Raw genomic sequence first — 12,950 nt, forward strand, 5'->3', positions numbered from 1 at the left:
TTGCCGAGAAGTGCGGTTTCCTCCAGGTCCGCGACTTCATGTCCGAGACCGACAGGCAACCCGACGGAAGCCCGGTCACCATGCGGCTCTACGTCCACGACGTGTGACCCCCAGCCGCCGGCCAACCGCCCACCGCCTTCCGCCGGCTCTTGTGGCCAGCTGGCCGTGAGAGGGGTCCGGCGGGCCGTCAGGCCCCGCTGAGTGCCAGCCGACACGAGCAGCTGGGCGTGAGAGGGGTCCGGCGGGCCGTCAGGCCCCGCTGAGTGCCAGCTGGGCGTGAGAGGGGTCCGGCGGGCCGTCAGGCACCGCTGAGTGCCAGCCGAGGTGAGCGGCTGGGCGTGAGAGGGGTCCGGCGGGCGGCCGGGGCCCGCTGAGAGCCAGCTGGGTGTGAGCGGGGGTGCGGGTGCGGGAGGGGCGAGTTGCGGGAAATCCTCAGACGGCGGCGTGGCGCGACGATGGGCAATCAGGATGAGCCTCCACCCGCTCGCAGCGAGAAGGAGTGGCCGCAGGTGTCGCGACCTTTCACCCTCGGTGTCCTGACGCCCTTCATCGGTGGCTGGTATTTCGGCGGGCTGCTCAGTGGCATCACCCGGGTAACCAACCGCAACGATGCCGCCATGGTCGCCGTGCACACCCTCGACGCCGGCACCGAGCAGGGTGAGGTGACCGATCCCCCGTCCACGGGGAACCACATCGCCACGGATCACGCCGACGGTTTCATCGTCATCATCAACGCGGCGCGGGCCGACTATCTCGCCCAACTGCGGGACTCCGGCACGCCGGTGGTGACGCTCAGCCACGACTATCCGGGCCTCGGCTGCCCGCTGGTGCTGCCGGACAACACCACGGGCATCCAGGAGGCGGTCGCACACCTGATCGAACACGGTCACCGGCGGATCGCGTTCGTCGGATACCTCGGCGCCGACGACGTGCGGCTGCGGCACCACGGATATTCTCAGGCGCTGCTGGATCACGGCATCACCCCCGACCCCGGCCTGGTCTTCCGGGCGCCGGACAACATGAGCGAGGGCGGTGAGGAGGCGGCCCGTTCGATGATCGCGGCCGGCCTGCCCTCCACCGCGGTGATCACCGGCACCGACGCGAACGCGATCGGGATGATGCGGGTGCTCACCGCCGCCGGCTACCGGATACCGGCCGATCAGGCGATCATCGGCTTCGACGACATCCAGGCAGCGTCGTACTGCAATCCACGGCTGTCCAGCGTCAAACAGCCGGTCGAGGAGCTTGGCGCGACCGCCGCGGAAATGCTGTTGCACCAGCTGCGGACGGGGCGGGCCGCCGCCGGGCAGCGCCAGTACGTCGATACGAAGCTGGTGGTCCGGGAGTCCTGCGGCTGTGTCGGCGGCGCTCCGGAGACCCAGCTCCCGCCCGATCTGGCCACCATGCTGACCGGGCCGATGAGCCCGGACGCCCGGCACGACCTGGTCCGGGACCTGAGTGGCACCCGGCCGGAAGAACTGCTCGGGATCGCACACCAGGTGCGCGAGACCGCCCGTAACGCGCTGGGCAGCCTGGGCTTCGACGCACCAGCCCGGCAGCACGCGGTGACCAACGTGGGCGAGCTGATCCTGTCCCTCATGGAGGCGCAGGGCCGGGCCCAGTACGCCGACTCGGATTTCCTCCAGCAGTCGGCCGGCATGCAGTACGAGGTCAGCTTCGGCCTGCTGCGCAGCTACGAGGAGGATCCGCGGGGATTGGGCTGGTTACGCCGTACCCCTGTCTGGGCTGGATGTCTTGCCCTGTGGCGCCACCCTGGAGAGCCATCCGGACCCGGGCGGTCGCTCGAGGTGGTGGGCACGTTCTGCCAGGACGACGACGCGATGGTGGACCACCGTGAACCGCTCGCCGGGCTGGTCGGCTCGACAGTGCCGGTCGCCGCCTTCCCACCGCCCGAGCTGCTCGACCTCGCCCGCAGGCACCCGCAACGGGCATTATTCGTGGCGCCGGTGAAGGTCGATGACAACGACTGGGGGCTGCTGGCCGTCATCGACGGCATCGGGAGCAGGGTGAGCAGCGGGCGCGAACCGCTGAATCAGTGGGCGGCGCTGCTCACCGTCGCCCTTCAGCATCAGGCCGTGCTCGGCGCCCTGCGCATCCAGGAGGAGCGGTTCCGCATCGCCGCCCTCTACGATCACCTGACCGGGCTGCCCAACCGTGCTCTGTTCGTGCAGCGCCTCGGCGAGGCCGTCCAGCGATGCGGCGGCCCGAGTGGCAGCCGATTCGGGGTGCTCTTCCTGGACCTCGACGGCTTCAAGCTGGTCAACGACAGCCTCGGCCACGACGCGGGCGACCGGCTGCTGGTCCAGGTGGCCGGGCGGATCTCCGAGCAGTTGCGGGTGTGCGACACCGCGGCCCGCTTCGGCGGCGACGAGTTCCTGCTCCTCGTCGAGGACGTCGACGAGCCGGGCACGCTGGAGGAGATCGCCGACCGGCTGCAAACCGTGCTGTCCCAGCCGTACCACCTGGAGGGACACGACGAGACCGTGGTGGTAGGCGCCAGCATCGGCATCACCGTCGGCACCTCCCGCTACCGGAACCCGGAGGACGTCCTGCGGGACGCTGACATCGCCATGTACACCGCGAAGTCCCGCCGCAAGGGCTCGTACGCGATCTTCGACGAGGCGATGCACACCCGCGTCGTCGACCGCCTGCGCATCGAGACCGACCTGCGCGCCGCGCTGGAGAAGCGTGAGTTCGAGCTGTACTACCAGCCGATCGTGGAGCTGCGTACCGGCCGGGTCCAGTCGTTCGAGGCGCTGCTGCGCTGGCGGCATCCGGGCCGGGGGGTACTGGCTCCGGACCGGTTCCTTCCGGTCGCCGAGGAGGCGGACCTCATGCAGCCGATCGGACAGTGGGTCCTGGAGGAGTCCTGCCGGCAGCTGGCCACCTGGCAGCGGGAGGCCGATCGCCCGGAACCCGCCCATCTCGCGATCAACCTGTCGGACCGCGAATTCTGGGGCCCCGGCCTCATCGACAACATCGCGGCCTGCCTGGCGGTGCACGACCTTCCGCACGGCAGCCTCGCGGTCGAGATCACCGAGGGTGTCCTGCTGCGCGACGCCGGCGAGGCGCGCCGGATCCTGGACCGGCTGCACGCGCTCGGGTGTGAACTGCACATCGACGACTTCGGCACCGGCTTCTCGTCGCTGGAGGCCCTGCTCAAGCTGCCCATCGACGCCCTGAAGATCGACCGGTCGTTCGTCGCCGGCCTGGGCCACGACCCCAAGAGCGAGGAATTGGTGAAGACCATCCTGCGGATGGGCCGCAACCTCGACCTGGACCTGATCGCCGAGGGCATCGAGACCGAGGAGCAGCGCCGAATGCTGTTCGACCTCGGTTGCACCTACGGTCAGGGGTACCTGTTCGCCAGGCCGGCGACGCCAGAGGTCGCCATCACCATGATCACGAGCACCGCCGCCGTCTGAAGCCTCACGTCACTGGCGCCTCACCTCACTGACGCCTCACCTCACTGTTGTGACGGCGGCGCGGCGGCGACCATGCCGACGAGCCGGGCGCGCAGATCGGCGGCGTTCATCGGCCGGGCGAAGTGGAAGCCCTGGGCTCGCTCGTAACCCAGCTGGGTCACGCGGGCCGCCTGCTCAGCGGTTTCGACCCCCTCGGCTACCGCCTCCAGGCCGAACGCCCGGGCCATCTGGGCCACCGCGTCGGCGATCGCGTCCGAGCCGCCGTCCGGCATGAAGGAGCGGTCCAGCTTGATCTGGTGCACCGGGCACGTCGCGAGCAGGGTGAGCGTGGACGCTCCGGTGCCGAAGTCGTCAAGCGACAGCCGTACGCCCAGATCTCGCAGCTCACGCAGGTTGTCGCTGGTCACTCCCCCGCCGACAGCGACCGATTCGGTGATCTCCACGGTCAGCCGGCGGGCCGGTAGCCCGCTGTCGCGCAGCGCTGCCGCGACCACGGCCGGGAAGCCGGCCTCGCGCAACTGCCGGGCCGACACGTTCACCGACACCGTCAACTCGCCGGGCCAGGTCGCCGCCTCGCGCGTCGCGGCCCGCAGCACCCAGGCGCCGAGCTCGATGATCAGGCCGGTCTGCTCGGCGGTGTCGATGAAGGCGCCCGGCCCGAGCAGGCCCTCGATCGGGTGCTGCCAGCGGACCAGTGCCTCGGCACCGGTGATCCGGCCCTCCGGCAGCGTCACCACCGGCTGGAAGAACGTCACCAACTGGTCCTCGAGGATCGCCGTACGCAGGGCGGCGGCCTGCCGGCTGCGCTCGGCACCCCGGGCCTCCATTCCCGGGCGGTACCGTTCGTAGCCGCCCTCGCCGCGCTCCTTCGCCTCGTACATCGCGATGTCCGCCTGCCGGAGCAGGTCACCGGCGTCGTCCCCGCCGCGGCCGTCGACAACCCCGAAGCTGGCCCGCACGATCATCGGCTCGCCGTCGATCACGGCCGGCTCGAGCAGGGCCGCCGCGATCCGGGTCAGTACCTGGTCCACGTCCGTGCCGGCCGAACCGTCGAAGAGGATGGCGAACTCGTCACCGCCGAGCCGGGCGACCGTGTCGGCGGCCCGTACGCCGGCCCGCATCCGCTCGGCGACGTGCACCAGCAGCGCGTCGCCGGTGGCGTGCCCGAGGGTGTCGTTGACGATCTTGAAGTCGTCCAGGTCGACCAGCACGATGCTGACCTGCTGGTCCCGGCCCGCCCCGTTCACCGCCGCCGCGACCCGCTTGCCGAAGAGCGCCCGGTTGGCCAGGCCGGTGAGCATGTCGTGGCTGGCCTCGTAACTGAGCCGGTCCTGCACCTCACGCGTCTCGGTGATGTCCCGGGCGTTGCTGACGATGCCGTCCACGCTCGGCTCGCCGGTCAGGTTCGCGCTGATCACTTCCAGCCAGCGATACGTACCGTCGGCGTGCCGCAGCCGCATCTGATACGTCGCCGTGTTGCCGGGTGCGCCGGCCACCGCCGCCATCCGCTCGGTCACCGCCGCCAGGTCGTTCGGGTGCACCCGCAGCGCCAGGCCGGTGCCGATCATGTCGTCCGGGTGCGAGCCGAGGATGCCGTGCGCAGCCGGGCTGACGTAGGTCAGCGCCCCGCCGGGACCCGCGATGGTGACCATGTCGGTCGAGTTCTGGACCAGCAGCCGGAACCGCTGCTCCTGCACGCCGATCCGGGCCAGCAGGGCGTCGTTCTGCCGGAACGCGATCAACTGGCGGATCACCACGAGCGCGGTCAGCGTCACCGCGACACCGTCGATCAGGATGCCGTTCCCGGTACCCCGGATGTTGTGGTAGGCCACCAGGCCGTCGACCGCCGCGATCGCCACGTACGGCATCAGGCTGTAACCGCGCGGCGCGCGCCGCAGCCGGTCGCCGGCCGCGGTGTCCACCACCTGCACCCGGGCGCCGACCGCCGCCGCGTACGCGGCCAGCGGAAGCACCACCACCAGCAGGTTGCCGCCGGGCTGCCACGGGTGCAGGAAGGCGATCGCCGAGCCCAGCCCACCGATCAGCGCCGACGTGCCGATCCAGTAGAGCCCGTGCCGGGCGAACGAGTCGACCCCGGCGAGCACCACCCTGGCGGCCAGATAGACCCCGTTGAGACCGGCCCCCATGATCACGATCGCGGAGAGCACCCCGGCCACGGTGACCGTGCCATCGGCGAACTGGGCGGACGCGACGAAGTGCCAGAGCAGCAGACCGGCCGCGCACGACAGAGTGCCGAGGTCCAGCCGGACCGCCAGCCTGCGGGCCCGGCCCCGGGCACTGAACGGCAGCCCGAGAAGCGGCCACGTGAGAACCAGGCCGCCGACGGCGTGCAGCACCACGGAGAACGGCAGCAGCCAGCCGCCCGCGCCGAGCTCGGACAGGACGCGCAGTCCCGCGACGCCGACGAACATCAAGATGCCGACCTCGGCGGTACGCCAGTAGCGGCGCACCACAGGCGCGGACGCGGGGTCCGCCCGCACCCGGCGGCACAGCAGCAGGGTGGGAACGATGACCGCGATCAGGAGCAGCCAGTTCACCCAGGCGGGCCACAGCGGGCCGGTGCGCTCCTGCACCAGGAACGCTGCGACATCGATGACCGTCAGGGCCGTTACGGCCTGGAACGCCCGGTCGGCGAAGAGCGGCAGACGGCCGGGCGTGTAGGGCACGCCCTACCATCGACGCCGCCGCACCGTACTTGAGATGCCGTTCGGGAGCACCGCCCTGTTCAAGCGATCTTGGACATCTGAACCGGCCATGACCGGTCTATTTGTCCAAGATCTATCTATGAACCGCGATCCCGGGCCGCTCTCGACGCCCACCTGACCGAACTCCGCGACCTGATCACCCACCACGGCTGACCCAGGTCCGGCTGGCTGTGGGTGCTGTGCCCGGCGCCGCGAGTCAGCACCCACAGCCAGCCACCGTGATCCAGCGCTCAGCCGAGGGCTCGCGGGCGCGCCGTCTGAGCGGCGAAGGTGCCGGTGATCCAGGCCGGATCGGTGATCGCGGTACCCACCACCACCGCCGCCGCACCAGCCTCCAGAGCGGCACGGACGTGGCCGGGCAGGTGGTAGCGGCCCTCAGCCACGATCACCGCCGACGGCAACGCAGCCGCCAGAGCGGCGACAAGCGACAGGTCAGGCCCGTCGGCCTGAGCGCTGTAAGGCGTGTACCCGGACAGGGTCGTGGCGATCAGATCAGCGCCCGCCTCGGCGGCCGCAACGCCCTCGACCAGGGTCGAGACGTCGGCCATCACCAGGCCGCCGGCCGCGTGGACAGCTTCGACCGTACGGTGAAACGGTGCACTGTCCGGGCGCCGCCGCATGGTCCCGTCGGTGGCCACGACGGCCGCGCCCGCCTCCAGCACCTCCAGTGCGTCGCCGACGGTGGGTGTGATGAACACGCCCGACGCGCCACGCTTGGTCAATCCGATGACCGGCACGGTCACGGCCGCGGCGACCGCCCGGACGTCGGGGACGCCGCCCACGCCACCGCACCTCACCGCGGTCGCGCCGCCGAGGACCGCGGCCCGGGCCATCCGGGCGATGGTGGGTGAGTCCCGCAGCGGGTGGTCCGGGCCCGCCTGGCAGGACACGATCAGGCCGCCGCGGATCGCCGCGACGAACTCGCCGATGGTCATACCCACGTCTCGTTCCTCATCTCCCTGGCCAGTTGAGCGGCTCCCAGCAGCGGCGCGTCCGCGCCGGTCCGAGGCACCAGTACCGGCACCGAGCGCAGCGGCGGCAGTGCCTCGGCGTGGAAGGCCTCGCGGACCGCCGCGTCGAATCCGGTGATCCCGTGCACCACTCCCCCGCCGAGGGTCACCGCGTCGACGTCGACTGCCGCGACCAGCCCGGCGAGTGTTCGCCCGAGCAGGTTCGCCGCGGACCGGATCACGGTGGTGGCGTCCTCCTCGCCGGCGCGCATCCGTGCGGCGACCTCGGTCAGCGGCAGCACCGGGGCCGAGGTCATCCGGGCGTACGCGGCGGCGATCGCCGGGCCCGCGGCGACCGCTTCCAGGTGGTCGTACCGGCCGCATCCGCAGGGCAGCGCCCCCATGGCCGGGACCAGCAGATGGGCGATCTCGCCGGCCACCGCGTGCGGGCCCGGCAGCGGGCGGCCGTAGCGCAGCAGTGCTCCGCCGACGCCGGTGCCGACGGAGACGTGCAGCACGCTCGGGCAGCTGTGCAGCGCGGGGTCGCGGATGGCGCCGAGGGCGGCGGCCCGCACGTCGTTGGCGACGGCGACCGGCAGGCCGACCCGGTCGGCGAGCCGGCTGCGGATCGGGGTTCCGGCCCAGCCGGGCAGGATGTCGGTCGCCGAGCGCACCACCCCGGCGGCGCTGTCGATCACCCCCGGTGCGCCGACGCCGACGGCCCGCACGCGGCGGCCGAACTGTTCGGCGCGAGAGCGCAGCGTGGTGATGAGCTCGGCGGCGACGCTCAGGATGGCGGGTGCGCCGCCGGGAGTGTCGACCTGGAGCCGTTCCCGGATGACGTCGGTGTCGTCGACGAGGGCGGCGGCGATCTTCGTACCGCCGATGTCGACGGCGATCACCTCACCGACCTCGCTCACACCAGCCCCGCGGCGATCAGCGTCCGGCGCACGTGGTCGATCTCCGGCTCGTTCAGCGGGATCTGCGGCGGCGCGGTGACCGCGTGGTCGATGATCCCGCGCAGCTGGAGCGCGGCCTTGAAGGCACCGAGCGCTGACGAGCCGCGACCCATCCGGGCGGGCGGGGCCGCGCGGACGATGCGCATCAGGCGCAGCAGCCGCTCCTGCTCGCGGACGGCCAGGTCCCAGGCGCCGGCGCGGGCGTGGCGGTAAAGGGTGGCGTAGCCGTGCGGGTCGACGTTGCCGAGGCCGGGTACCACGCCGTCGGCGCCCATCCGCAGGGCGCTGTCGACGGTCAGTTCCGAGCCGGTCAGCACGCTGAAGGTGGTCAGCCCGGCGTCGTTGCGGGCCACGAGCAGGTCGCGCAGGCTCCCGTCGTCGCCGGTGGAGTCCTTCAGGCCGGCCAGGACACCGTCGGCGGCCAGGCGCAGCAGCATGTCGTGGTCGAGGTTGCTGTGTACGGAGACGGGCAGGTCGTAGGCGTACAGGGGTGCCTCGCACTGCTCGGCGATGCTGCGCAGGTGCACCTCGATCTCGGCGGGGTGGGTGCGGGTGTAGAACGGCGCGGTGGCGACGATCCCGGCGCAGCCGGCCCGCACGGCCCGGCGGGCGTGGTCGAGGACCCTCATGGTGGTCATGTCGATCACGCCGATCAGCACCGGCACCTGCCCGGCGACGTGCCGCAGAACGGTGTCGACGACCACGGCCCGGTGGCTGTCGGGCAGGAAGGCGACCTCGCTGGACGAGCCGAGGATGAACAGTCCGTCGACACCGCCGGCGATCTGGAAGTCGACGAGCCGCCGCAGTGAGTCGACGTCGACCTCGAAGTCCGGGGTCAGCGGGGTGCACACCGGGGGGACGACGCCGGTCAGGGCCGGTGCGGCGCCGCCGGGGAACGCGGTGGCGGTGGTGGTGGCCGTGATGGCGGTCATGCGTGCTCCTGAACGGGCAGATCAGAGGGGTCGGTGATGGGGTGGAAACAGCGGTACCGGTCGGCCGGGTCGGCGTCGTCGGTGGCGTACGGCGGCATCTCGGTCGCGCAGACGTCGGTGGCGCGCCAGCACCGGGTGCGGAACGGGCAGCCCGACGGCGGGTTGACCGCCGACGGGACGGGCCCGGTCAGCGGGATCGGGCGCATCGGGGTGAGCAGGCCGGGCGCGGCCGAGAACAGGGCTTGGGTGTACGGGTGGCGCCCGTTCTCGATGCGGGCGGCGGGTAGTTCCTCGACGACCCGGCCGAGGTACATCGTGACGATCCGGTCGGAGACCCGCCGGACGGTCTGCAGGTCGTGGGAGACGAACACCATGGCCAGACCGAGCCGGGTACGCAGATCCAGCAGCAGGTTGAGGATCTGCGCCCGTACCGACACGTCAAGTGCCGAGGTGGGTTCGTCGGCGACGAGCAGGGCCGGTTCCAGTGCCAGGGCCCGGGCGATGGCGACCCGCTGCCGCTGGCCGCCGGACATCTGCCCGGGCAGGGCGTCGCGGGCCGAGGCGGGCAGCCCGACCAGGTCCATCAGCTCGGTCACCCGGTCACGGCGGTCCGCGGCGGCACGCCACCGCTGCACGTCCAGCGGGTCGGCGATGATCCGCTCCACGGTGAGGCGGCGGTTCAGCGACGTGGCCGGGTCCTGGAACACCATGCCCACCAGCCGCCCGATGTGCTGCCGGCGCCGGGTCGTGCTCAGCGCCCAGATGTCCTCGCCGCCGATGCTGACCGTGCCGTGGGTCGGGCGCTGCAGGCCGACGAGCACCTTGACCAGCGTGGACTTGCCGCAGCCGGATTCGCCGACCACGCCGAGCGTCTCGCCCGGCGCGATCGTCAGGTCGGCCCGGTTCAGGGCGTGCACCCGGGCCCGGTTGAAGGCGGAGCCACCCGGCGCGCGGAAGTCGACGCTGACCTCGCTGAGGTGTGCCAGTGGCTCTCGGCGTTGTTCAGTCATTGACGGTCACCTTCTCGGCCTCGACCTGGGCGGGGTGATGACAGGCGGCCGGATGCCCGTTGACCTCGGCCAGCGGCGGCCGCTCCCGTACGCAGACCTGGGTGGCCATCGGGCAGCGGTCGGCGAACCGGCAGCCGGCCGGGAAGTCGGCCGGTGACGGCACGGTGCCGCGGATCTGGACCAGCCGGGGTGCCTGCGCCTCGAGCGAGAGCACCGAGCCGAGCAGCCCGCGGGTGTAGTGGTGGGTGGGCGCGGCGAGCACCTCGGCGGTGCGGCCCTCCTCGACGATGCGGCCGCCGTACATCACGGCGATCCGGTCGCAGACGTCGCTGACCAGTGCCAGGTCGTGCGAGACCAGGATCAGCGCGAAGCCGAGCTCGGCGCGCAGCCGCAGCAGCAGCTGGATGACCTGCGCCTGCACCGTGACGTCCAGTGCGGTGGTCGGCTCGTCGGCGACAACCAGTTGCGGGTCGCGGGCCAGCGCCATCGCGATCACCACCCGCTGCCGCTGGCCGCCGGACAGCTCGTGCGGGTACGACGACAGGGTGCGGCGCGGGTCGAGCCCGACCAGCGTCATCAGGTCCTCGGCGGTACGGGTACCGCCACGCCGGATGACCTGTTTGAGCTGTGCCCGTACGGTCATCGACGGGTTGAGCGCGGACAGCGCGTCCTGATAGATCATTGCGATGCGCCGCCCCATCACCTGCCGCCGTGCCGCCCCGCCCAGCGTGAGCAGGTCGGTGCCGGCGAACTCGATGGTTCCGCCGGTGCGCGAGCCACGCGGCTGCAGCCCCATCACGGTCAGCGCGGTCAGCGACTTGCCGCACCCGGACTCACCGATCAGCCCCAGCACCTCACCGGGACGCACGTCGAAGCTGATCCCGTCGACGATGTCCACGCCCTGGTGGCTGCCGGCGAAGCCGATCCGAAGGTCGCGGACCGACAGGATGGGCCGCTGGGCGACCGGCGGGCGGGCGGTGGCGGCCAGCCTGGCAGCGGCCTTCGCCAGGCCGGGCAGCTCGACGGCCGACTCGCGCTCGGCGTCCGGCAGCTCCGTCGCCGCGGGCCCGGCTCCGGCGCGGCGCCGGCCGGCGGGTGCCGCCCAGGCGTCCGAGATGCCCTCGGCCAGGATGTTGAGGCACAGCACGGTGATCAGGATCAGCAGGCCGGGGAAGAACGTGGCCCACCAGCCGCGGCTGGCGAGCAGCTGCTGACCGTAGGCGATGACGCTGCCCCAGGACGACGGGCCGGCCTCGGGCTGCAGCCCTCCGCCGATGAACGACAGGGACGCCTCGAAGACGATCGCGTTGGCCACCATGACTGTCGCGTACACCAGGATCGGCGCCGCGCAGTTGCGGGCGACGTGGCGGACCAGGATGTGCCGCCGGCCGGCGCCGATCACCCGTTCCGCGGCGACGTAGTCCTCCTGGTACTGGGCGGCGACGTTGGCCCGCACCAGCCGGGCGATCTGCGGGATCAGGACGAACCCGATCGCGCCGACCAGCACCGTGACGCTGTCGCCGCCGTAGGCGACGACCAGGATCGCGGCGAGCACGATGGTCGGGAACGCCATCACCACGTCGAGCAGCCGCATGACCGTCTCGTCGACAAGCTTGCGGCTGGTCGCCGCCAGCGCGCCGAGCAGCGCACCCAACACCAGCGCGAGGCCGGCGGACCCGAAACCGACAACGAGCGAGCGGGGGGTGCCGGCGACGAGCCGGGAGTAGACGTCGCGGCCGAGCCGGTCGACGCCGAACCAGTGGTCGCCGTTCGGGCCGGTCGACGGTGCGGCCAGGGCCACCTGCGTCGGGTCGTGGCGGATCAGCCAGGGTGCGGCGATGCCGACAGCGACGACGAGGAGCAGGAAGCCGAGGCAGATCTTCGCCGTCAGCGGCAGGCGCCGGTATCCGGCGGCCACCGCGGTGGCGTATCGGGTGATCATCAGTGGGCTCCTCGGAGGCGGGGGTTGGCCGCCAGGTACAGCAGGTCGACGACGAGGTTCACCACGACGAAGCCGAGCGCGATGGTGATCACCACGCCGCGGGCCAGGCCGATGTCGTTCTGCTGGACCGCGCTCATGATCTGGGTGCCCATGCCGGGCAGCGTGAAGATCGTCTCGATGATCACCGCGCCGCCGATCAGGTAGCCGACCTGCAGACCGAGCACGGTCAGCGGGGTCAGCAGGGCGTTGCGCAGCACGTTGCGGCCGACCACGACGATCGGCGGCAGGCCGGCACCGACCGCGGTGCGCACATAGTCGCGGTCCAACTCCTCGACCATCGACGTGCGCACCACCCGGGCCAGCGCGCAGCCGGTCGGCACCGCCAGCGCCAGGGCGGGCAGGATCAGGTGCTGGAACCAGCCGGTGGCCGATTCCGACGGGGCGACGTAGTGACCGCTGGGCAGCGGCCCGCCGCCGATCGTGGACAGCTGCTGGATGAGCAGGATGGCCAGCCAGAACGACGGGATGGAGATGCCCGCCATCGACAGCAGCCGGGTGACCTGGTCGGGCCACCGGTCGCGGTAGAGCGCGCCGGTGATGCCCAGGGCCAGCGCCAGCACCACGGCCAGGGCCACACCCAGGGCGGTGAGCTGCAGGGTCACCGGGAGGGCGGCCGAGATGATGCCGCTGATCGGCGCGCTCAGCGAGTAGGTCTGGCCCAGGTCGCCGTGCAGCAGCGCCCACAGGTAGTCGGTGTAGCGGACCAGCAGCGGCTGATCCAGGCCGTTGGCCTGGTTGAACGCGGCGACCTGCTCGGCTGTCGCCTGTTCGCCCAGCACCGAGAGCGCGGCGTCGTTCGGCGACAGCGCCATGATCAGAAAGATGAACAGGATGATGCCGAGCATGAGCGGGATCAGCGCCGACAGCCGCCGCAGGATGATGCCGAGGAATGCGTCCACCCGATGCTCCTTTCCTTGTCGGTGCG

At 71.8% G+C, this 12,950-nt stretch carries 8 protein-coding genes; 1 reads left to right on the forward strand and 7 read right to left on the reverse strand.

All coding sequences use genetic code 11. From position 1 onward, the window contains the following. The first annotated feature begins 509 nt into the window (after window positions 1-509). Entirely contained in the window at window positions 510-3,446 is a 2,937-nt protein-coding gene (locus ACFQV6_RS22765) for an EAL domain-containing protein (RefSeq protein WP_378029569.1), read from the forward strand. Window positions 3,447-3,487: 41 nt separating this feature from the next. Here ACFQV6_RS22765 and ACFQV6_RS22770 read toward each other — a convergent pair whose 3' ends face one another. The 7 genes from ACFQV6_RS22770 to ACFQV6_RS22800 form a co-directional block, all read right to left on the reverse strand. Further along, complete coding sequence (locus ACFQV6_RS22770; protein ID WP_378029570.1) at window positions 3,488-6,133, reverse strand: putative bifunctional diguanylate cyclase/phosphodiesterase; 2,646 nt, start codon at window positions 6,131-6,133, stop codon at window positions 3,488-3,490. A 269-nt stretch (window positions 6,134-6,402) separates the two neighbouring features. After that, window positions 6,403-7,107: a putative N-acetylmannosamine-6-phosphate 2-epimerase gene (locus ACFQV6_RS22775; RefSeq protein ID WP_378029690.1), complete on the reverse strand. Its 705-nt coding sequence runs from the start codon at window positions 7,105-7,107 to the stop codon at window positions 6,403-6,405. Continuing rightward, window positions 7,104-8,042: an ROK family protein gene (locus ACFQV6_RS22780; RefSeq protein WP_378029571.1), complete on the reverse strand. Its 939-nt coding sequence runs from the start codon at window positions 8,040-8,042 to the stop codon at window positions 7,104-7,106. Before ACFQV6_RS22780 ends, ACFQV6_RS22775 begins: the two co-directional genes overlap by 4 nt. Beyond that, on the reverse strand, window positions 8,039-9,013 hold the full coding sequence (locus tag ACFQV6_RS22785; protein ID WP_378029572.1) for a dihydrodipicolinate synthase family protein: 975 nt from the start codon (window positions 9,011-9,013) through the stop codon (window positions 8,039-8,041). Before ACFQV6_RS22785 ends, ACFQV6_RS22780 begins: the two co-directional genes overlap by 4 nt. Further along, complete coding sequence (locus ACFQV6_RS22790) at window positions 9,010-10,023, reverse strand: oligopeptide/dipeptide ABC transporter ATP-binding protein (protein WP_378029573.1); 1,014 nt, start codon at window positions 10,021-10,023, stop codon at window positions 9,010-9,012. The genes ACFQV6_RS22785 and ACFQV6_RS22790 overlap by 4 nt, the downstream gene beginning before the upstream one ends. Continuing rightward, window positions 10,016-11,965, reverse strand: coding sequence for a dipeptide/oligopeptide/nickel ABC transporter permease/ATP-binding protein (locus tag ACFQV6_RS22795; protein ID WP_378029574.1), 1,950 nt, complete (start codon window positions 11,963-11,965; stop codon window positions 10,016-10,018). The genes ACFQV6_RS22790 and ACFQV6_RS22795 overlap by 8 nt, the downstream gene beginning before the upstream one ends. Then, a complete protein-coding gene (locus tag ACFQV6_RS22800) occupies window positions 11,965-12,924 on the reverse strand; it encodes an ABC transporter permease (protein ID WP_378029575.1) in 960 nt (319 codons plus the stop codon). The genes ACFQV6_RS22795 and ACFQV6_RS22800 overlap by 1 nt, the downstream gene beginning before the upstream one ends. Window positions 12,925-12,950 lie beyond the last annotated feature (26 nt).

Origin of the sequence: Actinoplanes sp. GCM10030250 (assembly GCF_042666575.1) — a bacterium.
Taxonomy (GTDB): domain Bacteria; phylum Actinomycetota; class Actinomycetes; order Mycobacteriales; family Micromonosporaceae; genus Actinoplanes.